Annotated in this window: 18 protein-coding genes and 1 other annotated feature; of the genes, 15 read left to right on the top strand and 3 right to left on the bottom strand. The window is 52.2% G+C overall.

The window, feature by feature from the left end; genetic code table 11:
- Positions 1 to 154: 154 nt before the first annotated feature.
- The gene (locus ACKGJP_RS28965) at positions 155 to 1,633 is read right to left on the bottom strand and encodes an Lsa family ABC-F type ribosomal protection protein (protein ID WP_409342244.1); all 1,479 of its coding nucleotides are present in this window, start codon (positions 1,631 to 1,633) and stop codon (positions 155 to 157) included.
- A gap of 718 nt (positions 1,634 to 2,351) precedes the next feature.
- Here ACKGJP_RS28965 and ACKGJP_RS28960 point away from each other — a divergent pair.
- From ACKGJP_RS28960 to ACKGJP_RS28910, 11 genes are all read left to right on the top strand, one after another.
- The gene (locus tag ACKGJP_RS28960; RefSeq protein ID WP_409342243.1) at positions 2,352 to 2,681 is read left to right on the top strand and encodes a hypothetical protein; all 330 of its coding nucleotides are present in this window, start codon (positions 2,352 to 2,354) and stop codon (positions 2,679 to 2,681) included.
- A 91-nt stretch (positions 2,682 to 2,772) separates the two neighbouring features.
- Positions 2,773 to 3,549, top strand: coding sequence for a peptidylprolyl isomerase (locus ACKGJP_RS28955; RefSeq protein ID WP_409342242.1), 777 nt, complete (start codon positions 2,773 to 2,775; stop codon positions 3,547 to 3,549).
- Between the two features lie 24 nt (positions 3,550 to 3,573).
- Positions 3,574 to 5,793 (top strand): peptidase domain-containing ABC transporter, encoded by a 2,220-nt coding sequence (locus ACKGJP_RS28950; protein WP_409342241.1) that lies wholly within the window; start codon positions 3,574 to 3,576, stop codon positions 5,791 to 5,793.
- Between the two features lie 5 nt (positions 5,794 to 5,798).
- Positions 5,799 to 6,314, top strand: coding sequence for an ABC transporter ATP-binding protein (locus ACKGJP_RS28945; protein WP_409342240.1), 516 nt, complete (start codon positions 5,799 to 5,801; stop codon positions 6,312 to 6,314).
- A gap of 152 nt (positions 6,315 to 6,466) precedes the next feature.
- Positions 6,467 to 6,724: a binding site (T-box leader), on the top strand.
- A gap of 116 nt (positions 6,725 to 6,840) precedes the next feature.
- Positions 6,841 to 7,926 (top strand): aspartate-semialdehyde dehydrogenase, encoded by a 1,086-nt coding sequence (gene asd / locus ACKGJP_RS28940; protein ID WP_409342239.1) that lies wholly within the window; start codon positions 6,841 to 6,843, stop codon positions 7,924 to 7,926.
- A 215-nt stretch (positions 7,927 to 8,141) separates the two neighbouring features.
- Entirely contained in the window at positions 8,142 to 9,080 is a 939-nt protein-coding gene (locus tag ACKGJP_RS28935; protein WP_409342238.1) for a metallophosphoesterase family protein, read from the top strand.
- A gap of 244 nt (positions 9,081 to 9,324) precedes the next feature.
- Complete coding sequence (locus ACKGJP_RS28930; protein ID WP_409342237.1) at positions 9,325 to 10,203, top strand: MurR/RpiR family transcriptional regulator; 879 nt, start codon at positions 9,325 to 9,327, stop codon at positions 10,201 to 10,203.
- A 64-nt stretch (positions 10,204 to 10,267) separates the two neighbouring features.
- Positions 10,268 to 11,014 carry a sugar isomerase domain-containing protein gene (locus ACKGJP_RS28925; protein WP_409342236.1) on the top strand — a complete coding sequence of 249 codons (747 nt, stop codon included), beginning with the start codon at positions 10,268 to 10,270 and terminating at the stop codon, positions 11,012 to 11,014.
- 17 nt (positions 11,015 to 11,031) lie between these two features.
- Complete coding sequence (locus ACKGJP_RS28920; RefSeq protein WP_409342235.1) at positions 11,032 to 12,591, top strand: FAD-dependent oxidoreductase; 1,560 nt, start codon at positions 11,032 to 11,034, stop codon at positions 12,589 to 12,591.
- 167 nt (positions 12,592 to 12,758) lie between these two features.
- Positions 12,759 to 13,211, top strand: coding sequence for a VOC family protein (locus ACKGJP_RS28915; RefSeq protein WP_409342234.1), 453 nt, complete (start codon positions 12,759 to 12,761; stop codon positions 13,209 to 13,211).
- A 63-nt stretch (positions 13,212 to 13,274) separates the two neighbouring features.
- Positions 13,275 to 14,072: a polysaccharide deacetylase family protein gene (locus ACKGJP_RS28910; RefSeq protein ID WP_409342233.1), complete on the top strand. Its 798-nt coding sequence runs from the start codon at positions 13,275 to 13,277 to the stop codon at positions 14,070 to 14,072.
- 180 nt (positions 14,073 to 14,252) lie between these two features.
- Here ACKGJP_RS28910 and ACKGJP_RS28905 read toward each other — a convergent pair whose 3' ends face one another.
- Positions 14,253 to 15,398: a response regulator gene (locus tag ACKGJP_RS28905; RefSeq protein WP_409342232.1), complete on the bottom strand. Its 1,146-nt coding sequence runs from the start codon at positions 15,396 to 15,398 to the stop codon at positions 14,253 to 14,255.
- 915 nt (positions 15,399 to 16,313) lie between these two features.
- Between ACKGJP_RS28905 and ACKGJP_RS28900 the strand changes: the two genes are divergently transcribed.
- A complete protein-coding gene (locus tag ACKGJP_RS28900) occupies positions 16,314 to 17,921 on the top strand; it encodes a diguanylate cyclase (RefSeq protein WP_409342231.1) in 1,608 nt (535 codons plus the stop codon).
- Between the two features lie 131 nt (positions 17,922 to 18,052).
- On the opposite strand, the gene ACKGJP_RS28895 is transcribed toward ACKGJP_RS28900, so the two are convergent.
- Entirely contained in the window at positions 18,053 to 20,953 is a 2,901-nt protein-coding gene (locus ACKGJP_RS28895; RefSeq protein WP_409342230.1) for an ABC transporter permease, read from the bottom strand.
- A 110-nt stretch (positions 20,954 to 21,063) separates the two neighbouring features.
- Here ACKGJP_RS28895 and ACKGJP_RS28890 point away from each other — a divergent pair, with 110 nt between their 5' ends.
- The 3 genes from ACKGJP_RS28890 (at position 21,064) to ACKGJP_RS28880 (ending at position 24,253) form a co-directional block, all read left to right on the top strand.
- Complete coding sequence (locus ACKGJP_RS28890) at positions 21,064 to 21,849, top strand: creatininase family protein (RefSeq protein ID WP_409342229.1); 786 nt, start codon at positions 21,064 to 21,066, stop codon at positions 21,847 to 21,849.
- Positions 21,850 to 21,922: 73 nt separating this feature from the next.
- The gene (locus tag ACKGJP_RS28885) at positions 21,923 to 22,693 is read left to right on the top strand and encodes an IclR family transcriptional regulator (RefSeq protein WP_409342228.1); all 771 of its coding nucleotides are present in this window, start codon (positions 21,923 to 21,925) and stop codon (positions 22,691 to 22,693) included.
- A gap of 444 nt (positions 22,694 to 23,137) precedes the next feature.
- Complete coding sequence (locus tag ACKGJP_RS28880; RefSeq protein ID WP_409342227.1) at positions 23,138 to 24,253, top strand: hypothetical protein; 1,116 nt, start codon at positions 23,138 to 23,140, stop codon at positions 24,251 to 24,253.
- The last annotated feature ends 1 nt before the right edge of the window (position 24,254 follow it).

Below are 24,254 nucleotides of genomic sequence, written 5' to 3'. Positions count from 1 at the left end.
AGTCGCTACGTGCATCTATCAATAGATGGAAAATGCTCCGGCATCCGTTTAGTTTGATCGTGAACCGTGCCAACGGACAATGAACGGTTCACATGAACATTTACAACTTCAAACATTTATTTCAACCTCCTAATTTATATAAGCAAAAGTTACATTACAGTTCGACGATTTTGGTGGCGATATTTTTACAAAATTCACTATCGTGCTCTACAAAAAGTATTGTCGGAGAATGTTCCAGCAATAGTTCTTCAATTTGCATACGGGAAATGACGTCAATAAAGTTTAACGGTTCGTCCCATACATGGAGATGTGCCTTCTCGCATAAGCTTTTTGCGATCAGTACCTTCTTCTTCTGTCCGCCGCTGAATGAAGACATATCTTTTTCAAATTGTATGCGCGAAAAATCGAGTTTTCTTAAAATCGCTTTGAACAAGCTCTCATCGATCTCGTTCTGGTTCGCATAATCTGATAAGTTGCCCTGTAGATGTGAGGTATCTTGTGATACGTATGAAATTTTTAATTGACTACCTTTGCGAAATGTTCCTGTAAAAGGGATATCCTCGCCAAGAATTAGTTTGAGAATACTTGATTTTCCCGAACCGTTTGGACCCGCAAGTGTAACACGTTCTCCTTGTTCAACAGTAAAGGTTACGTCGTTGCATACAGTGTGTTCTCCGTAATAGATCGAAACATGCTCTAATTCCACCATTTGCTTTTTGGTATAAGCAAGTTGAGTGATTTTCAGACTTTCCGAGCTTTCGATGTTTCTCAGGAGTTTGGAATTTTCCTCAATCGCGGATTGCTGTCTCTGTTCAATCGATTTGGATCGTTTCATCATTTTGGCGGCCTTGTGTCCGATATACCCTTTATCGACTTTCGAACCGGAATTGCGAGTGCCGTTTTTTGTTTTCTCTACTTCGTGCGACCAGTTACTCGTTCTCTTTGAGGCTTCGGATAGTCGTTTAATGTCTTTTCGCAGCTTGTCGTTCTCGGCTAGTTCATAGTTATCCTGCCTTTGTTTATTCTCCCACCAGTCCGAGAAATTACCTTTCTGGACCTCAATATGAGTTTTGTTTATCGAAAGAATGTGGTCCACACAATTATCTAGAAATGCGCGATCGTGTGAAATCAAAATAAATCCATGCTTGGTTTTTAGATAATCGCTGACCAGCTTCCGTGCGTGAATGTCCAAGTGATTAGTTGGTTCGTCGATAAGCAGGAAGCTGTTTTCCTTTAAAAACAAGGTTGCGAGTAATACTTTCGTTTGCTCCCCGTTTGACAAGGTTTCAAACGGCCGATACAACACATCCTCTGACACCTTCAGCAACGAAAGCTCGCGTACGATCTGCCAATGCTCATAGTCGGGATAAATTTCGTCGATAATGTCTAGGGTATTAAATTCCTTGTGTGCAACATGGAAGGGGAAGTATTCAAAGCTGACATTTGCTGTAATGGTTCCGCTGTAATCATATTTACCAAGCAGCAGGTTCAGAAATGTTGTTTTGCCTCGACCGTTCCTTCCAGTAAAACCTATTTTCCAATCCGTATTAATTTGAAAGCTAACGTTTTCGAAGATGTTGTCGTAGCTACCGTCATAAGCAAAAGTTAGGTTGGTCACATTGATTAAAGACATTGTCAAAATCCTCCATAAAAAAAATAAAGAGCTACAAGAAAGTTACCTTTCTTGTAGCTCAAATAAACAAATACTTAAACCCAACCCAATTAATGGATTGGATATTGTTATTTTATTTGAGTGAAGAGAATAAGTAACTTTCTTGCTTAACAAAGAATAAAACAGTTATTGTTTTATCATTCGATAAAATAAGCAAGAAATATTACATTATCCTCATCATCTCCCCTAAATTAATTAGTTGCATTGTAACACAACCCATTTCACATTTCAACTTTGTATCCATCAAGAAATCCACTAGGTAAAGATGCTCATATAGACCACCAAGGAGCAATGGCTGCTGCCGGTGGTGGCTAAAGAAATGTTATCTGCTGTAGCAGGAGGTGTGCATGCTCCAATCCGTCCATTCATTCAGCAAGGCTTTCAAAAAAATGACAGGTCTTTCGCCAGCGGAATATAAAGAGCTTCATCGGCAAGGCCGAGGAAATCTGAACCGGGCTCAGTAAAATGTGTACCGGCAAAAAAAACGTCATTTTATAAAAACCGCGAAGGCTTGATGTTACGCGGTTTCTTGATAGTTATCGGCAAAATCTTTCATTATTCTTTTATTGGGCTGAACTAAGCTTAGTTTATAGCAATCATGCTGAACTCATCATTCTTATTATCCGATTTCGATTGGTTTTGTTGATGCTGTTGTGCCAATGAAGGGGAGGAATTAGCAATGTCCAATGATAAAACATCGAAAGATTTTGAACTTGAGGATTTGGAGAAGCCGTTGACGGAGCAGGAAATGAAAGAAACAACCGGTGGAGAGGGCATTTTCGCTGCAGGCCAATTTGGCAAAATGCCAGATTTTACAAAACCGCCAGAAATACATATTCCAGTCAATCCCGCCCCACGACCAACAAATCCTTTTGCTTCCGGCACCCCAACAACACTTAAAACCTCAGACCCAATTCCAACCCTAATGCTCCCAACACCAAGTAAGGGGTCAGGAACAATTCCTAGTTTTGTCCCGAAAGAACTCAGAGACAAACTCGGAAACAAGTGATGGATGGATTCTTGTAAAAGAGATTGTTGAAACGTAAAAAACCTAACGACAGTTAGGTTTTTTACGTTTCAACGTGAAGGGGTGGCTTAATATGGATGCTATGAAACTTGTAACGTTTAGCGTAAACGGTGCGGAACGGCGTCTGCGTGAAGTACTCAAGTTTGCGTGTATGGAGGGCGGTTTTAGCGCTGTTGAGGATAGCATTCGAAGAGCCGTCACACTGGAATTCGCGGAACAGCACAAGATATCGATCGATGAACTGGAGTGGAAAGCGAAAGCCAATGAGATGCGGCAGCATATGGGGTTATACAGCGCGGCCGAAACTTTGGAGTGGCTTCGTAGGCGAGGATTGTCGACCTCCGATCTGTTCGAGACGGCCAAAGCTCGTCTGCTGACGGAGAAGGTGAAGCATATCGTATCGCAAGGTCGTATGGATACTTATTTTCTGGAAAACCGGCTTTCCTTCGATAAAGCTAACGTATCTCAATTGGTTATCGGCAGCAGGGAGCAGGCACAAGAGCTTCTTTTTCAGCTAGAGGAGGGCGAGCCGCTCTACAAGCTGGCGCAATCCTATTGTTTGAAAGGCAGCAGCAAGTATGACGGCGGGTACGTCGGGTGGGTCGGTCGAGCGGAATTAAGCGGTGAAGAGGAAGCGTCCGTTTTCGGTTCGGAAGCCGGACAAACAGTGGGGCCATTTCCGTTCGGTACTTCCTATCGGTTGCTTCATGTTTGGGAAGTGTCTCCGGCCGTACTGACCGCGGAGGTTCGGATCAAGCTTGCCGATCTCCTATTTGAAGAGTGGCTGGACGAAGCTGTAAAAAAATCGCAGGTCGATGTTAACCTAGGGGACTATTTGGCGGGGGATTAGGCTGATCGTTCGGGAGGCACGGGAATGCTGGATTTGCATGATAGGATTTTGGATACGATCCCTATTTTTCAAGTGCTGTCGCCACAGGAGAAAGGGGAGGTATTTGCCTCCTTTGAGAAGCTTTCTTTCCAAATGGGAGACACCATTATTCAGGCAGGGGAAAGAGGAGATTCGTTCTATCTCATTTTGACAGGCAAAGTGCGAATGATCGGCAAGGATAGGGATGGCAAGGAGCTTAACTTAGGTGTAATGGAATCAGGCTCGCATTTCGGACAGGAAGCGCTGCTGAATGAAGAATTGCAGGAACATACGTTGAGGGCGTCGACAAAGCTAGAGCTGCTAAGATTGTCCAGAACCGCGTTTATGCAAATGATCGACGCACACCCCGAGTTGAGGGGGTACTTGCTTGAGCAATTGGCCGATGATGCGATGCGCAAATTTTTGAAGCGAACGGCGCTGTTCGCCCCGCTGCATCATCAGGAGCTGCGCTCCTTGCTTGATAATATGATAATAAAAGAATATGCCCCCGGCCAAGCGATTGTCAGTGAAGGAGAGGCAGGAGACGCTTTCTATATCCTTCGCTCCGGTAAGGCTTCCGTACTTAAGGAAAGCAAAGGAAACCGGAAGCTGAATGAGGTAAAGGCAGGGGATTTTTTCGGGGAACTGGCGCTGTTGACCGGGGATCCTCGAAAGGCCAGTGTTGTAGCTGACGAAGCGGTTTCCGTGTTCTGTCTGGTCAAGAACGATTTTGACAAGTTAATCATGAAATTTCCGAAAGTCAGAGAAACGATTATCGGTATTGCTTCCGTTTATTTACAAAATGCGGATGCGCCTCGGAATACGAAAACGAACGTTAGCGCAGAGGATAGCGCAGGTTACGCTGCCGAAAGCATGGCGGAAGATGCCGGGCAACAGAAGCGGCAGCGAGACGGCGGCCTGCGGACTTGGCGCATATGGAACCGGTTTCCGGAGCGCATTCAGCAAAGCGAGTTGGACTGCGGCCCAACCTGCCTCTCTATGATCGCGCAGCATTACGGCAAGCGGTTGAGCATCCATAGGCTCAGAGAACAGGCACAAGTAGGCTTGGAAGGAAGCACGCTATTCAATCTCTGCAAAACCGCGGAATCGATCGGCTTTCAAGCGGAGGCGGTCCGCAGCAGCTTGAAGGGGCTGAACGAGCAGACGCTGCCCGCTATTGCCCATTGGAAAGGCAATCATTATGTCGTGGTCGTAAAAGTGGACGAACGCTATGTGACCGTGGCTGACCCGGGTATCGGTTTACTCACGTATTCGCATGACGATTTTCTGAAAGGATGGACGCTGAACGCGGTGTTTCTGAAGCCTGTCGATGCTTTCTTCGCGCAAGAAGAGTCCATGCCTTCATTCGGGCGCTACTGGGCGTTTTTTGCCTCCCGCAAGCAGGCTCTGTTCCATATCGTTTGGCTGACCGTTCTATTACAGGTCATTAACCTGGCGCTGCCGCTGTTTACGCAGCAGGTGATCGACAGGGTGCTTGTCGGCGGGAATTACGATGACCTGAACGTTATGCTGATCGTCATGCTGGGCGTCTCGTTGCTTACCATGCTCGTTCAATCGATCAGGGAATGGGTCATAGCGGGTACATTCGTGAAAATTGACATCGACATGATCATGAGTTTTTATCGGCATGTGTTTCGCTTGCCCATGCGCTACTTCGCCACGCGGAAAGTGGGTGACATCTTGACGCGCGCCGGGGAAAATCAAGTCATCCGCCATTTTCTCGTAACGAACAGTATGAATGCCGTGCTGAATGTGATGACGATTGTCGTATACATAGGCATAATGTTTGCCTATAACGTTACGCTGGCCTGGATCGCGCTGGCGTTCATTCCATGCTTCATTGCGCTGACGCTAATTGTGACTCCGCTTATGAAACGCAACAGCAGGAAGCAATTCCAAGCGGATGTCGACTTGCAGAACGTGTTGGTGGAAGCCATGGGCTCCATGCGCACGGTGAAAGCTCTCGCAGCCGAGGACGAGGTAAGGAAGAAAGTGGAGGGCAAGTTCCGTCAATCGACTTTCGTACAAATGAAGGGTTGGAAAATCGGCCTCTTCTCCGGTTCCGTCGCCACGGTGCTGCAAACCTTAAGCGGTGTAACCGTTCTGTATACAGGGGCTCAATATATAATCGGGGAGAAGCTGAGCGTAGGGGAACTGATGGCTTTTAGTGCAGCGGGACGGTTCGCATCGACGGGCACGACCTGAAGCAGGTGCAGGCCGCTTCGCTCCGCAAGCAAATCGGAGTCGTACAGCAGGAAGCGGGACTTTTTAGCGGAACGATTCGTGAAAATATTGCTTATCAAATTCCGGGTGCTTCGATGGATGAGGTGATGGCCGCATCCATGCTTGCGGGAGCGCATGAATTCATTATGACATTTCCGAATGGCTACGATACGCAAGTCGGAGAGCGGGGTGCGAGCTTATCCGGAGGACAGCGCCAACGGATCGCCATTGCGCGGGCGCTAATCGGCAATCCGCGCATTCTGATATTCGACGAAGCGACGAGCGCGCTCGACAATGAATCCGAGAAGACGATTCAACGGAATATGAGTACGATACTCAAAGATCGAACGACCCTCATCATCGCGCATCGACTGAGCACCGTCCGGCATGCGGACAGTATTCTCGTACTGGATCAAGGGGTTATTGCAGAGTCGGGGACCCATGAGCAGCTAATGGCGGAGAAAGGCCTTTACCAGATGCTGGTCAGTCAACCGTTGGATTAACGCTACCGTCGTAACACATGTGAAGTGCCGTGCGTTAGTTGTGACGGACTGGTATTTTGGTGCAATACGCAACTGCAAATCGGTGCCAAGTCCGCATGTTTCAAAAATGTTCTTTACCGCACGGTCGTTTTTTGATAATATATTTGCAATATTCAAATGCGATGAAGAGACGAGTAAATAAAAGGATTCTTTCACAGAGAGCTCCGTTAGCTGGAAAGGAGTAAAGAACCCTTTATTGAAAAAAGACTCCGAGCAGCACATCGGAACCTTGGGGGATGGTGTGACAGGAGCTCCTGTTACAGAGCTAGAGTATAAGCATTCCCTTGTAATGCCGTACTTGAAGAGGCTAATATGGCGACATTTTAGCGAATCTGGGGTGGTACCACGAGCATACAAATCTCGTCCTCAAGACATCGGTCTTGGGGGTGGGATTTTTTTTATTGCTGCAAAAGGAAAACGCGGCGCACAAAATCAAAATATTGTACGACTTATCCAAACTACCATTTTGAAAGGATTTGATCATCGTATGACAAAAAAATTGAAGGCCGGTATTGTCGGTGGAACGGGCATGGTAGGCCAGCGGTTTGTTCAGCTCCTGGATCAGCACCCTTGGTTTCAGGTAACGGCCATTGCAGCCAGTGCAGGATCGGCAGGTAAAACTTATGAAGAATCCGTGCAAGGCAGATGGAAGTTGGCTAGCCCGATTCCTGAAGATGTGAAAAATATCGTCGTTCAGGATGCTTCGAAAGTGGAAGAGGTTGCCGCACATGTCGATTTTATTTTTTGTGCGGTTGACATGAAAAAGAATGAGATTCAAGCGTTGGAAGAGGCATACGCCAAAACGGGCACGCCCGTTATTTCCAATAATTCGGCTCACCGCTGGACGCCCGACATCCCGATGGTCATTCCGGAAATCAATCCGGGCCATATCGAAGTGATTGCCGCTCAGAGAAAGCGGCTCGGAACCTCCACCGGATTTATTGCCGTAAAGCCGAACTGTTCCATCCAGAGCTATGTGCCGGCACTTCATGCCCTGCTCGATTACAAACCGACCCAAGTGGTAGCATCGACGTATCAGGCGATTTCCGGAGCGGGCAAAAACTTTACCGACTGGCCCGATATGCTGGATAATGTGATCCCTTATATTGGCGGCGAGGAAGAAAAGAGCGAGCAGGAGCCGCTGCGCATATGGGGCAGCATTGCAAACGGCGAAATTATTAAAGCAAGCGCGCCTTTGATTACAACGCAGTGCATTCGCGTTCCGGTAACGGATGGGCATCTGGCTACGGTATTCGTTTCGTTCGAGAACAAGCCTTCCAAAGAGGAAATTCTCGCTCGCTGGCTGCAATTCAAAGGACGTCCGCAGGAGCTCGGTCTGCCAAGCGCGCCAAAGCAGTTCATCACGTATTTTGAAGAAGAGAACAGGCCGCAAACGAAACTGGATCGCGACATTGAGCGCGGCATGGGGGTTTCGGCGGGCAGATTGCGCGAGGATTCCATTTACGATTATAAATTCGTGGGGCTGTCGCACAATACGCTGCGCGGAGCGGCTGGCGGTGCCGTTCTGATCGCCGAGCTGCTGAAAGCGGAAGGTTACATTCAGGCGAAGTAAATACAACGAATACTGTTCGATTCAATGCGCAAACCATCGAGGAAACCGCTAACGGTTTTCCTCGATGGTTTGCGTTTTAATTTGCAATTTCGTGTGATAAAATGCAAGGGGATGCTTTTATTATGTGGTTTTCCTTGTTATTTTCTTGGTGAACCAGGCTGATACCGAGAGATTCCGTGCGAGTGATTGGAGTTTAGTTGACGGAGGGATAGAAGATGACTAACCGAACCGGAAAACCGCTTCGTTTCGGCATATTTGCCGACCTGCATCAGGATATCATGCATGACGCACCGGAAAGACTTCAAGCCTTTATTGAAAGGATGGAGCGCGAGCGGGTCGATTTTATTATCCAACTCGGCGATCTTTGCCTCCCTAAGCCCGAGAACGAGACGATTTTGCGTATTTGGAACGGCTTCACCGGTCCCAAATATCATGTGATCGGCAATCACGACACGGATATAAGCACGAGGGAAGCCTTCATGGCATTCATCGGGATGGAACGCAACTACTATTCCTTCGATGCGGGAGATTATCATTTTGTCGTGCTGGACGCGAACTTTTTCAGGGCGGAGGATGGGCGAATGCTTGCTTTCGAACGCGGGAATTACAGTCCGTATTATGCCGTTCCGCAATCGATTCCGTTCGTAACGGACGAGCAGCTCGACTGGCTGCGCCGGGACTTGTCGGCTACGGAGAAGCAAACGATCATTTTCAGCCACCAAGGCTTGCTAAACGAGGAGGACGGCATTGTCAATCGGACCGATATGCATAATCTATTGACAGCAGCAAATGAGGAAGCCGGGTTTGGCAAGGTTGCGGCTTGCATGAACGGGCATAACCATGTCGACAACGTAACGACGGTCGATGGAATCCATTATGTGGAAGTGAACAGCATATCCAACCAATGGCTAGGCGATTCGTACGCTTGCGTGCGATATTCGGAAGCAATCTCGAATGCGCATCCCAATCTGAAATATGTCGTTCCTTACCGGGATCCTTTGTATGCTATCGTGACGCTTATGCCGAACGGGATGCAGATCGAAGGCGCCGACAGCGAATTCGCAGGTCCCGGTCCAAAGGAGCTCGGCCATAGCGGCATGGTGTCAGGGCACCCGATTACTCCCGCTATATCGAGCCGTTTATTGAGCATCTGATAGTCAAGCCCCGCAAACGTCTCTTGCCGCGAATCGAGTCGGGAGCACACAAAAAACGATAGCAATACCAACAAGGCTGCCGGAGATTTAGTGCTCGGCGGTCTATTTTGTATGGGGGACGCCACTCCAGCGATATCGATAAAATATTTATTCTATAAATATAAATCGAAAATATTTTCTTGCAAATGCGAATCGGCACACGTATACTGAAGTCAAATTATTCACAATGACGGGAAGGTAAACGATGAACGACAAGCGGAATAAAGAAGCCGACTTCACAGCGGAAGGCTCCACCTTATTTACTCAAATCCAAAGCGCCTATGGGAGCTTAAGCGCAACGGAGAAACGAATTGCCGACTACGTGCTGAATTCGCCCGAGCAAATCATCTACAATTCCGTCACGCAGGTCGCCGAGGAATTGGCTATTGCGCAGTCTACCGTGACGCGTTTTTGCCGTACGATCGGGCTTAGGGGCTTTCAGGAATTGAAGATTCGGCTCGCTCAGGATACGGAGAGGACGAATCCCGCAAGCGAGGATCAGGGTGAGGGAAGCCTTTCGAAGAAAATGGCGCAAACGGCAGCGAACAGCATTGTAGACGCTTCTGCGAACATCGATCAGGAGGCGCTTGATCAAGCGGTGAAGAGACTCGCTTCAGCCCGTAGAATCGTCATATTCGGTCTGGGGGAGTCGGGGCCGATGGCGCAGCTTCTCAAGATCAAGCTGATAGGCATCGGGCTCGTGGCCGACGCTCACGTCGACGTCCATCTGCAATCCATATCCGCCGCGCATCTTGACGAACGCGACGCGGTCATCGGCATTTCACAGCAAGGCAGTACGAAGGATATCGTCACGGCCATTCGTGCCGCCCGGGCAACCGGAGCGACGTCAGTCTGCATTACGGCGCAAGGGAAGTCGCCGATCACCGAGGTGTCCGATATACGTCTTGTCTGCGCCCAGCGGGGCATGTCGAACATTGTGGAGAGCTTCAAAAGCAAAGCGTCGATTCTGTATGTCATCGAGCTGCTGACCGTTATGCTGACCCTTCATCTGACGGAGCAAACGGCGGAATCCAAAAAGAAGCTCTGGAAAACGACGGATTCGATACTCGACAAGCTCTATTGATTCGCCGCCGGCAAATCTAGCCATGCGGAAATGATAGATTACATTTTGTATAGGAGGGCATTCCATGACTTTCGGAGCAAAAAAGGTATTCGATGAAATTATGTCGATCGTCAAAGAGGTAAGAGAGACGCAAATGGAACTGATCGTAACGGCAGCGGGACAGCTTAGCGAAAAGCTTCTGCAAGGCGGTATCATTCATGTGTTCGGAGCCGGGCATTCGCGTGCGTTCGGGATGGAAATGTGCGGCCGCGCCGGAGGACTTGTGCCGATGAAGCTGGTCGGGCTGGAGGACATCGCTTCGCTAGGGGGCGAGCGGGGCATTAATTTAATCGAGCTGGAGCGCGATCCTCAAACGGCGCACCGCCTGCTCGCTCTGCATGACGTACAGCCGGAGGATGCCTTCATCATCGTTTCCAATTCGGGACGAAACGGTTCCTCCGTGGAGCTGGCGGTCGAATGCCGGAGACGCGGTATTCCAGTCATAGCGGTCACGTCGCTTGCGCACTCGCGGCATACGGACAGCCGGCACCCGAGCGGGAAGAAGCTGTATGAGGTTGCGGACGTCGTGATCGATAACTGTTGTCCGTACGGGGACGTTATTTTGGACATTCCTAATGTGCAGGAAAAAACGGGCTCGGCTTCCAGCGTTGCCGGCGCGATGATCGCTCAGTCGTTGACCGTCGAGATCATCGGCCGCTTCGTACAGGCGGACCGTACGCCTCCCGTGTATATAAGCGCCAACGTGGACGGGGGCGACGAGCATAACAGGAAGATAGTCGCGCAGTACACCCACCGGAAAATTACCTACTGATGGAGAGTTGACTAACCATGCGTGAACAGACCTGCGACGTTGTCATTATCGGGGGCGGCACAGGCGGATGCGCAGCCGCAATGGCAGCCGCCAAAATGGGAAAAACGGTCGTGATGACCGAGGAAACCGACTGGATCGGGGGGCAATTCACCAGCCAGGCGGTGCCTCCCGACGAGCACAGTTGGATTGAACAGTTCGGCTGCACGTCAAGCTACCGGAATTTTCGCCAATCGCTTCGCGCCTACTATAAACGCAATTTTCAGCTGCGAACGGAAGCCGCGGCGAATGAGCGGTTCAATCCCGGCAACGCCATAGTCAGCAAACTGTGTGTGGAGCCGCGGGCGGCGTTAGCCGTATTTCAGGATATGCTGGCGCCCTATGCGTTTAGCGGACGTCTTGCCATCATGAACAGATGCGTGCCGGTTAAGGCCGAAACGGATGGCGATAAGGTCGTTTCCGTGACGGTGCGAAACACGCAAACGGGCGACTGCACCGTTCTGCGCGCACCCTATTTTCTGGATGCTACGGAGTGCGGCGATCTGCTGCCTCTCGCCGGCGTCGAATATGTGACAGGCGCCGAATCGCAGCGTCAAACCGGCGAGCCGAACGCACTACCGGGCGATCCGGAACCGCTCGATATGCAATCCTTTACGTATTGCTTCGCGCTGGACTATAAGCAAGGAGAAGACTTCACGATCGACAAGCCGCGGGACTATACCTTCTGGCGGCAGTACAAAGCCGATTTTTGGCCGGGCCATCATCTCAGCTGGTCGGCCCCGAAGCATAGTCCTGTCGAAGGCTATTCGCTGTTTAAACGTCCAAATTACTTTTCGCTCTGGGAGTATCGCCGGGTTATCGATAAGGAGTTGTTCGAACCGGGGGCATTCGATAGCGACGTTACCCTCGTCAATTGGCCGCAAAACGATTATTGGCTCGGACCGATCATCGACGTCGGCGAAGAAGAGCGGCAGCGTCATCTGGAAGCGGCCAAGCAGCTAAGCTTTTCGCTATTGTACTGGCTGCAAACGGAAGCTCCGAGACCGGACGGCGGAGCGGGATACCCCGGTTTACGGCTGCGGAAGGACGTCGTCGGAACGGAGGATGGGATGGCCATGGCGCCGTACATTCGCGAGTCGCGGCGGATTCAAGCGGAGTTTACCGTGCTGGAGCAGCATCTAAGCCCCGCGGTACGGGACAAAGCGGAGCCGTTCGCGGATTCGGTCGGGATCGGCAGCTACCGGATGGATTTGCATCCGACGTCGGGAGGAAGAGCGGGTTTTTACAACTCGTGTCATCCGTTTCAGATTCCGATGGGCAGCATGATTCCGGTCCGCGTGAGAAACCTTCTGCCCGCCTGCAAAAATATCGGGGTCACGCACCTTACGAACGGCTGCTACCGGCTGCACCCGGTAGAATGGAACATCGGAGAATCAGCCGGTTATTTGGCGGCATTTTGCCTGCACAAAGGATTTGAACCGGCACAGGTGCGTAACGATGACGCGAAGCTCGCGGAATTCCAAGCCTATCTTTCCTTGAACGGAATCGAGTTAAGCTGGCCGATTATTCAAGCGTTATAAGCCGGTCTACCTGTGAGGCACAGCCATCGACAACTTGTCGGTGGCTTTTTGCTTGGGTCGGGGCGCTTGGCGGAGCCGGCGCTTGGTTGGCGAGAAATAATTTTCTTGACCTCCTCCGAAAATTGTAATTATATAGGTGATAGAAGGTAAGGAAAGGGAGGGTCCTTTTGCCGGAACAAACGGGAATCGATATGGAGCAACTGCCGGTCAGCCGCGAGGCTGCGCGAGTGAAAAGCATGATGGTGATCGAACTGCCTGTGTCCGATATGAAGCGATCGATTGAATTTTATGTCGGGCAGCTTGGCTTCTTTATCGATCTGCGCAAAAATCCGCCTTCGATCTGGGAAACGTCGACGGAAATATTCATTTATCCTTCTGGCGGCGTACCGATCATGCTTCAGCAAACCGACGGGAACGAAAGATTGGGTTTTACGCTAAAGGGGGAGCCCAAGCCTTTTCTCATCATGGAGATCGGCGAACCGGCAGAGGACGTTTGGAACAGACTCCGGACGAATGGAGTAGAGGTCGGGGAAATTGCGGACCGCGGAGGATGCGGCACCGTGTTTACGGTATGGGATCCCAACGGCAATATCATCAAGCTTAACTATCAGCCGGGGTAACCGGATACGGCGGGACCGGCAGCTTTGCGCGCGAAAATAAGGGAGTGTAAGGAGTGGAGCAGGATGCAAATTCGTTTTGACCGTTTTCCCGGTGGAAGGTTTAAGACGCTTACGCTAAGCTTTGATGACGGACGGGTGCATGACCGTAGACTCGTGCAGGCTTTTAACAAGTACGGACTGAAGGGGACGTTTCATCTGAATTCAGGCACGCTCGGCCGGGAAGGTTTCATAACGGCAGAGGAAACAGCCTCGTTGTTCGAGGGACACGAGGTGTCCGCCCATACGGTGAATCATCCTTTTCTGGAGCAGACGCCTTCCGAACGGATCATTACGGAGCTGGCGGAGGACCGGAGTATGCTGGAGCAGCTGGTCGGCTACCCGGTGAAAGGGATGAGCTACCCATTCGGCACGTACAATGAGCGCGTCGTTTCGATGCTCCCTGCGCTTGGAATCGAGTATGCGCGGACGGTTAACAGCACCGGGACGTTCGATATGCCCAGCCGTTTCTTGACGTGGAACCCGACATGCCATCATAAGCAGATGCTCGAGTACGGGGAGAAGTTTATTTCCCATAAACCCAAATACCCTAAGATGTCCATGCTTTACGTATGGGGGCACAGCTACGAGTTCGAGAACGACGGAAACTGGGACATCGTGGATCAGTTCGGACAGCTTGCGGGCAACAGGGACGACATCTGGTATGCGACCAATGCCGAAATCGCAGCCTATATGCAGGCTGTCGAGCGGCTGCGTTTCTCCGCCCGGTGTACGATCGTCCATAATCCTTCCGCCATCCCGGTGTGGATCGGAGTGAATGACGAGTCGCTCAAGATCGATCCGGGAGCGGTTGTCCGCTTGTAGGCTATTTAATGAAAAAGAGACCGTAAAGGTCTCTTTTTTTTGTGGGGAAAGAAGGTCCTTTTCGGGCGGCGATCGATCCTCGCCGCCCGTAAGCGGAAAAGCAAGACATAGGCTAGACGCGGTCCGCGCCATATGATCATCTTGCCGTCTGTCTTACTCGCTGCGCCATCGCCCCAGGGCTTACGGCTGCCTCATGTTGTGAAGCTTCCATTGCTCGTACCAGCTTTCGATGGTCTCCGGCATCCCTATGCCGAGCTCCTGCACCAGCAAATGTTGGGCGTTCTTGAACTGTCCTTCTACGGCGGCGCGCTCACCCAGACTGTCGTACATTTTCATGAGCATCCAGTGGCCTTCTTCATAATAAGGCTGAACTTGCAAAATGCGCTGGTACAGCGATATCGCTTCCGCAAACCTGCCGTTGTCCTCATAAAATGCCGCCACTTGCTTGGCGAGCTGAAGCCACATCGCCCGCAAGCGCTGCCGCTCGTTCTCCGCCCACGCATAATCGCAGTCGCCGAAATAGTCGCCGGAATAAAGGTCGACCAAACGCTGATGTTCCTCGCAGCTGTCCGACTGGAGTGGGAGCAATTCCTTAATGCTTCGCTCCCATTCGACCGTATCGACGGCTGCCTCCAGCAAATCGAGCGTATACCCGGTACCTCCGCTTGCATTATTGATGCTTACGTTAATGTCGGCTTGCTTCAAGCTTTTGCGCAGTTGGTAGATGGTCGTATACAGGAGTGTTGCCGCCTTATCGTAAACATACTCCGGCCAGAGCGCCTCAATCAGCACATCCTTATGAACCAGTTGATTTTGTTGATGAAGCAGATAGGCGAAGAGCTCCTGCGTTTTGGTTGTCCGCCATCGGATCGGTTCCGGCGCCGCATCTTTTCGTTCGAAACGAAGCGTTTGGAAGCAGCGAATGAACAGGTTGTTCGTCTGCGGCGTTTTAGTGGCGGGCTGCGCCCATTTTTGCTCCAAGCGGCGGGCGGTTTTCACGAGTCTGTCGCGTTGAACCGGCTTCAGGACATAGTCCAGCGCATTCAGCTCGAAGGCTTCCGTCGCAAACGCATTATAAGCCGTAACGAAAACGAGATCCGCAGCAGGGCATACGCTGTGAAGCATTTCCGCCGCCTGCATCCCCGAAAGTTCCGGCATGTCGATATCGAGAAAAATAACGTCGGGCTTCAGCTCCGCCGCCGCCTGAACGGCCTTGACGGGATCGGTGAAAGCTGCGGCGACGGTAATGGCCGTAAGGTCCTTCAGCAATTTCTCCAATTGCAGAAGAGCAAGTTTTTCATCATCTATGAGTAATGCCCGAATCATTTCATCCCACCACTTCAAGCTAATGATTATAGAAAACGGCAAAAGGGATCATCCATCTTATTACTATTTCGACAATGTTTGAGATACTCCTTCATTTGCTGTGCCAACGTTCGGCTGAACTCGAAAAAGGACGATACCGGCAAGTATGGCGTTGAAAAAGGGGGGGGGGAGATAATGAAAGACCGGTTGGGGGCGGGGCGCGAGGGGCTTGATGAAAGGGAGGAGAACGAGCCACAGCCACAGTCGCAGGCGAAAAAGGGGAAAAACCGGGAGATTTCCTAAACGCGTATCGCCTGGGGCTCAATGAAAAACGTCAAAGCGGGCGGTTGTACTTTATACAACATTTTGAGGCTTAAAAGGGAGGTCGGCGACCAAGTGTTGCAGATTTTGCAACAAAATCTCAATAAAAGGGGCAAGAAAGGTGTTTTGGGGTTGAAATGCTGCATTTTCTACAACAAACGAAGGAGGTTCATTAAGAAACAACCGAAATTGTTGTAGTTTCTGCAACATGTACGTCCGTTCAAATACGCTGGAGGGAATATCTCCTTTTTCTAGAAGGTTTGCTACCGGAAAAGAGGCAATTCCTGCGCAGGAGCGTCGTCGTGAGCAGCCAGTCTTGTTCCTTGCCGTTCGTCTGGTCGCCGTTGGAGACGAGAAAATCGGGAGACATCGCAGGTCCGCAGGCAGGAGGCTGCCTGTCATTATGCCGAAGTATTGACCTCGTTGTCCTCATTATGGCTAACGCCAAGCATGCCGAAGCCCCCTGCGGGCTTTTTTGGCATTTCTCGAATGCTTCCCGAGCGACGCTTCCATGCTTGCGCCAGTAAATCCCACAAAACCGTCGCCACCGAAGGGAGGGAATTGTAGAATTTTGTCGAATACAACGGGTATCGAAATGGATAAGGGGGCGGTGCGATGCCCATACTGCGCGGAAGAAGAACCATTCATCATAACAAAATCAGTCTGGCCACGCTGCTGTCAGGGCTCGTTGCCCTCTCCGTCCTGCTTACCTTGACGATCTTGCTTATTGCCTCCTACCAGTCCAAGAAGAGGGCGATATTCGATACGACGCTAACCTTGAATTTCTCCAACGCTACGAAAATGAGCCAAACGATGGATTCCTTGTTTTCATCGATGAGGAGCAGTTTGCAATATACCGCCGGCATGTACTCGGGCAATCTCGCAATGAGCGAAGAGGAAAGGTACGCACAGCTGGAGCTGATGCGCCACAGCAGCAATTATTTCAACTCCATCGTCGTGGTTGACGAAAACGGCATATTCCGGAGCTTCTCGCCTCAGGGCGCCGGCACGGTCGGCAAGCCGATCACGACAGACGCCTCCAAGGAAGCGCTGGAGTCGAAAAAGCCGTATTTATCCAAGCCTTATACCTCTTCAACGGGCAGGCTCATCGTATTCATGAGCGAGCCGTTATTCGATAAAGAAGGAGTCTATCGCGGCATTATCGGCGGTACCCTTTATTTGCAGGAGAACAATATTTTAACGATGATTTTCGGCAGCAACCGTATCGACGAGCTGGGTTCCTATTATTACGTCGTCGGATCGGACGGCCATCTGTTGTTTCATCCGGACAGAAGCAGGCTTGGCGAGGATGTGAACGCGAATGCTGTCGTTCAGAAGCTGCTGAAGGGTCAGAGCGGGCAGCAGGCGGTGGTCAATACAAGAGGGGTCGCTTTGCTTGCCGGTTACTCGATCGTTCCGGCGAACAACTGGGGAGTCGTCGTCGTTTCGCCGATCAGCGTCGTATACGAGCAGTTGAACCGGCATATTAAGGCGATGCTGCTGTACACGCTGGCGCCCTTCTTGCTGCTCATGCTGACGGCCGTATGGCTGGCGCGTAAATTAGCCCGTCCTTTCGTCGCTTTGACGAATCTTATCAGTCAGATCGGAGAAGAGGATAGCGAGCTTCCGGCCGCCAAGAACCATTGGAACCGGGAGGCCGATCTGCTGACCCGAACGACCATGCTTGCTTTGGCCGACATGAAGAGGGATAGGGCGCAGCTGACCCAAGCGGCGATGACGGATCCTCTGACCGGACTGATGAACCGCAGGACGATGGAGCTAAAGATGAATCTGTGGCTGGAGGCAAAGACGCCCTTCTCGATGATTGTCATGGATATCGACAAATTCAAATCCGTCAACGATACTTTCGGCCATCAGGCCGGAGACGACGTGTTGAAGCATCTTGCGGGAATCGTGACGCAATCGACCCGTTCTCATGACGTATGCTGCCGGTTCGGCGGAGAGGAGTTTGTCGTCCTCCTTCCGTATATATCGGCGAAGGAGGCCTTCTTCGTTGCCGAACGGATTCGCCAAACGATGGAAGCGAGCGGCAATCCGGTCGGTACGAAGGTGACGCTGTCGCTGGGCGTCGCGCACTGTCCGATACATGCCGATACGGGAGAAGCTTTGTTTCATCTGGCCGATCAAGCGTTGTATGCGGCCAAGGGCGGAGGCAGGAACCGGACGGTTATGGCTCAGATCCGCGAGCGCAAGCTCACGTAACGTTACGCAACGCATACATGCTTCTCGGTTTAGACCAAAAATGAAAAGGCAGCTGCCGTCAGGAACTTGAAAAAAGTACTGGACGGGCAGCTGCCTTTTATTCGACAGCGTTACGGGTAAGATACCGTGACTTAATCCTCCCCTAGCTTGATCGCTTGATGGATTTTGATACGGGACAACAGCCAGCCTAGTATAAACAGGCCGAACGCAATCATGACGGTTACGATCAGAAGAAGCTGCATGGAGTCGTTCGGATCGAACACGATTTGAAACGGCGGCACCTGCTTCGCCGGATCGAAGGACACTTGAAAAAGAGTGACGAACAGCCGGCTCGTCACGGCTCCGACCGCCCCGCCTATGAGGACGGCGGCGCCGGAAGTCAGCAGCTGCTCCGCCGTCAGCATCCCGATCAGTTGGGGGAAGGAGACGCCCATCGCCCGCAGCACCCCGAATTGCAGCACCCTTCTGGATAGCGAAAGCACCCAATATAATAAAAATCCGAAAAAACATATGACCGCCGAAATGACGAATCCGAGCGTCATAACGCCGTTAACGGCCAGCTGAAAAGGATCGTTCTTGGCGTTCGCGAGCTCCTCCCTCGTATCGGTAAGGGAAACCAGATTGATGCGTTTGGCCGTGACCGCATCGTAAAAAGGCTGACGTTCCGCGCCTTCCTTCAGCTTGATCCATACTTCGTACGGCTCCAGCGCCAAGGCGTTCTGCATATATTGAAGATGCCCCACGACTAAAGCCGGCGTCTGCGGCTTCTTCCCGTTGGGATCGGCCGTCGGACTCGGGTTAAAGCCGGGCCAGTAATCGATGATGCCGTATACGGTGAACGGCCTCGGTTCGACGCCGTTCCAGTCGATCTGAACGGTATCTCCGGTTTTGACGCCTTTATCGGCGATGGAGCGGGAAATCAAGACCGCTCTCGGATCGGATGCGATTAAATTCAAGTAATCGAAGAAATGATGGCCGAGCAGGCCGTCGCGCAGCCAAGCCGTTCGCCCGAACTCGTCGCTATCGATGCCCATCAGCTTGATTTTTCCCTGCTCCTTGCCGGAGCTGAAGCTCGCGTCATTTTTGACGAAAACCTTGGCTGCGCTCTCCAAGCCGGGCAGCTCGGCGATCGGCTGGAAGGGAGGCTCGACGTATTGAATCCGCCTAGGCGCCCTTTCTTCGTCAGGGGCAGCGGGGGTATCGGGAGCGACGCCGCCGGGAGGGCCGCCGCGATTCGCGAGCGGAGCATCGTTGGGCCAATCCGGCTTTAGGATGATGTCGGCTCCGTTATGATACATGATTTTTTGCTCCGTATTGCTGTTCAATGTCCGGGCTGCGCTCGCACTGTATAGGCCCATTGCAGTAGTCATGATCAAGAACATCATCACGAACTGGTACTGCGTGCCCGATCTCCCTACCTGAATCAGGGTCGAGTACAGGGAAGGCGGCCAGCGTTTTCTCCCCAGCCAATAGACGAAGCGCACGAACCACGGGTACAGCCGCAGCACGAGCAGTCCCATCCCGAGAATGAACAAGGCGGGCACGAGGAACAGGAGCGGGTCGACGGAAAAATCGGAAGCTTCCGCAGCCAGCCGGAGCATATCCTCGCGCTGTCTGCCGAATAGCCGAAGGCCGTAGAAGGACACGGCAACGAGCGCGACATCCAGGAAAAACAAGTGCCAGAACGACTGGCTTTGACGCCGGGCCGCCTGCTGCTTCTGGCTGACAATCGTCGCCCGCGCGGCGAAGTAGGCGGGAATAAGCGTCATGAAGACGGACCCGGCGACCGCATAGAGGGCGTACCGGTAGGCGTCCGCGTTCATGTGAACCGGCAGCGCCGACCGGTTCACGAACTCGAGAAAACCGTTCGAGGCGCCGAGTATTTTCGTAATGAACATGCCGGCCGGAGGGCCTGCGGCAAAGGCGAGCGCGCCAAGCAGGACGCCTTCGGCGACATAGCCGAGCAGAACCTGAGAGCGGCTGGCGCCCCGGCTGCGCAGCACCGCAATCTCCGTTTTTTGCTGCTCCGTAATCAGGTTCGCCACCATGTACAGGTACAAGGCAAGCATGATCATGACCGGCGCGTGCAACGACCACAGTATTCTTTTCAGAGACGCCTCGCGTTTGAAGTAGGCTTCGACCGTTTGCTTGGCGGGCGCAGCGACGGTGTAGGTGTTGAAACGGTCGTAGAGCAGCGTATCGATGCGTTCGCTCGTTCGGACGAAGCTCCGGGCGGCTTCCAAATCGGTTTTGGCGTAATCGAGCACGAACAGCCAGCTGGCGCTGACCGGCGGGAGCACCTTCCCGGTGGCGAAGTCCTTGTCGAACAGCCCGTCATCGATAAAGAACGTTTTGCTGTAATTCGCGGGGTCCTCGTACCAGAACGGATCCGCATCGTCCTTTTTGCCGATGACGCCGACCGGCTGGACCGCGACCTTTGTCTTCGTCTCCTCATCTTCCATAACGAAAACGTTTCCGAGCACCATGTTAAAGTCCAGCAGCGCCTCTTCCACGACAAGCACCTCGTAGACCCCGTCAACCGGCTGACTCGCAGGGAGCCGTCCGTCGATCAAGCGAATGTGATCGTTAAGCCCGGATCTGGCCGCAAGCTTGGCTTCGCGCTTCGTTCCCGATTCGATCTTGGCCGTATCCGCCGGGACAAACGAGTAAATTTCCGTCGCCTGCTCCTTCACAAGAAGATTTACCGGGAGACCGAAGCTTGGCGAGGCCTCGTTCCGCATGAAATCGTCAATGTCCTTCACGACCTGCGGTCGCTCTTCGGGCTTGTAGGCTCCCGTGTCCCAGAAGGTCGCCGCACCTAAATAGACACTCGAGTAGTGAATGCCGGGATAGGTTTCGGTCGACTTCTGCAAATTTTCCAGATCCTTAACGAGCATGCGCTGCAAAATCGCGTCGGTGTATATCGGAATGCTGCTGACTAGAGCCACGGACAGGACGAGTCCGCTGAGCAAGCTGAGCTGCTGCCATTTGTTCTTGGCCATCTTGCGCAAAATCATGAAGAGAATAGCCATGAATGAAAACCCTCCTACAATTTCGTACTGGACATTTTTAACTCTTGTAGTACATTGTTAAGAAAGAGAACAGCCATGTAACATATCCGAATAACAGGAGGAAGGCGACAATGAAATCCATCTTCATGCACTATCATACGAGAGAGGAAATATCGGAAATGGCCCGCAACGGGGCGGCAATCGTCATTCCGCTCGCCGCTACGGAGCAGCACGGACCCCATCTTCCGGTATTCACCGACAGCTTGATTTGCGAGCACATCGCAGCGGAAGCGGTCCGCAAAGCTTCGGGCTCCGTACCGATCCTGATGACGCCCGTACATACGGTAGGCTGCTCGCAGCATCATCTGTCATTCGGCGGCACCCTCTCGTATACGTCGTTCACCTACCTGCAGATGCTGCGGGACATCGGAGAAAGTCTGGTTACGGACGGCTTCCGCAAAATCATCTTCCTGAACGCCCATGGCGGCAACGATCCGGTCATGACCCAAACCGCCAACGACCTTGCCGTGCGTTTTCCGATTTGGACCGCCTCAGCTTCGTACTGGACCGTGTCGCGCGCCGCTTTGAACGAGACGGACGCCTCCGCGCTCGGCATGGTGCCGGGCCATGCCGGAGGCTTCGAAACGGCTGCCGTGATGGCGCTGAAGCCCGAGCTGGTTCGGACCGATCTGCTGGCCGGCTCCCACACGATGCGCCCATGGATCAATTCGGGCCCGGCCGGCTCGTTTATCGGGAAGCACGGCGAGCTGACCGGCGCGGACGGGTTCACCGATGCGCCTCATCAAGCTACCGCGGAGGCCGGTCGCCGCTATCTGGATGTCATTGCCGGCAGTGTCGCGGACTGGCTGGTTGCGACCGTTCGGGCGATGCAAGAGGGTGGGGACTGCCTGCAATAGACACGCCATGTGAAGTTGGATATAATGATTTTCAAAGTTAGGAACAATCACTCCTACAAAGGAAGGGTCATGTATGGAAAAGCAATCGCCCAAAGTGAAATCCGCGGACCGTGTTCTGGATATATTCGAGCTGTTTACCGGAGAGAAGGAATCCTATAATTTGACCGAAATATCCAAAGCGCTCAACATGCCTTCCAGCAGCACGTACCAGATTTTGCAAAATATGCTGAGCCGGGGTTACCTCGAAACGGACAATACCGGCAAGCAGTTCCGACTCGGCAACAAACTGTTCGAGATCCGCGTCCAGCACCGGAAGAGCACCAGCTTGACGGCGGAATTTTACCAGCTTGCCGGTAAAATCGTCGACGACCTGAACGAGGGAGTGCTGCTTGGCGTACGCAGTGAAGACAAAGTCGTCTACATCGCGGAGAAGCAAATCTCGCAGCCGTTCCGTTTCACCACCAACATGGGCTCCGTTCTGCCTCTGCATGCATCCGCTTCCGGTAAAATATTGCTTTCCCGCTTATCGGAGGATGAGCTGCACGCCCTTTATCCGAAAAAGAAGCTGCAAACGTATACGAGCAAAACGATCTCGACCTTCGATGCGCTAAAAGCGGAAATCGAGAAGGTCAGGCAAGAGGAAATCGCCTACAATCTGGGCGAATCCGTCGAAGGCGTACACTGCGTAGCCGGCCCCGTTTACGATATGGAGGGGATGGTCGTCGCCTCCGTCAGCATCTCGATTCCGGTTATCCGGATTACGGATGACGTGTGGGAGAATACCCATTATTGGATCAAAAGAGCCTGCCGCGAGATTAGCAATAAAGTGTTCCGGCAAAATTGAGCGAAAAAACCTTTAACTTTTCATAACAATGAAAAGTTATTTTTTTTATTCGCGTATCAACCGAGATTCCTCGCACGCCGCCCCGATAAAAGTCTGCTGAACGCTTCGTTTTTCCTTATTTTTTAATTATTCAGCGATGCCAGTCCATTATCCTTCTCATAAATGAAAAAAAATTATATATTCATGAAATAAAATATTGACTATCCCATGGAGCGAGGATACACTTTTCTTAAAAGTGCGTGTTCAAAAAATTGGCAAATCGGCACCGAGAAAACACGCTGCATTCAGCTGCAATGATACCGTGACAGCGTTTCCAAAACAAGGGGTCGATCAAATGGGCGTATTCCGGCTGAAACGCGCAACGCGCATAGAAGGAGCTGCCACTCGCATAACCGGAAGACGGCGTCACGGTTTCATCAAGGCAGACAGGGAGGCATACGGCGGATGAGCGATCATGCGATAAAAAAGAAAGTGGCGGTAATCGTAACCGAATACCGGTACAACTCCCACGCCGACGTCATCCTCGGGAGGCTGCTGGGGGATTTCGCTTACGAGCCCCGGGTTGAAGTCGTCTCCATCTACACGGACCAGGTGCCGGAGAACGACATGAGCAGGGAAGCTGCCGCCCGTCTCGGCATTCCGATCTATCCGACGATCGGCGAAGCGGTGCGGGCGGATCTCTCCGGCGGACCGGTAGACGGCGTCATTCTAATCGGCGAGCACGGGCAATATCCGACGAATGAGAAAGGGCAAATCGAGTATCCGCGGCGGCGTTTTCTGGAGGAGACGATCGACGCTCTCGACGAGCTCGGGTTATGCGTTCCGATCTTCTCCGATAAGCATCTGGCCTATGACTACGGCGACGCGTTATGGATGTTCGAGCAGATGAAGGCGCGCGGCATTCCGTTCATGGGCGGCTCGTCGATCCCGCATTGCGACCATGTGCCGGCGTTCGATCCGCAAAGCTTATCCGACGTGAGGGACATACTCGTTGTCAGCAACGGCGGGCTTGAAGGCTACGGGTTTCATGCGATGGAAGTGCTCCAGTCCCTCGCGGAGCTTCGATCCGGCGGGGAAACAGGCGTCCGTTCCGTTCGTCTGCTCGGCGGCGCCGGAGGCGAGACGTGGGCCGCGATGGACCGCGGAGAATGGCCGGAAGATTTGCTGCATGAAGCGCTGGGCGCCCTACCGGGCTTGAATACGGCCGAGCTGAGAACGCGCGAGCCCGAGCCCTCGCTGTTCGCGATCGAGTATGTGGACGGAACGAAAGGGTTCATCGTCCAATTCAAGAGGCTGACGGAAGATTGGAGCTTCGCCTTCCGGAACGGGGACGGGGAAATCACCGCAGCGCGGTGCGACAGCGATCACGACAGACCGTTCGCGCACTTCGAGAGGCTGACGCGCATGACCGAAACGTTCGTCATCGCCCGCAAGCCGCCGTTTCCGGCGGAACGGACGCTGCTTACGACAGGAATGATCTGCTTGGCGATGGATTCCTTATATGCCGGCCGAAGGCTGGATACGCCGTCGCTCCATATTACGTATCAATCGGGGGAATAGA

It is taken from the genome of Paenibacillus litoralis (genome assembly GCF_046244365.1).
In the GTDB taxonomy this organism is placed as follows: domain Bacteria; phylum Bacillota; class Bacilli; order Paenibacillales; family NBRC-103111; genus Paenibacillus_V.
Note: the sequence above shows the minus strand (reverse complement) of the source record. Positions and strands in the feature narration are given on the sequence as shown.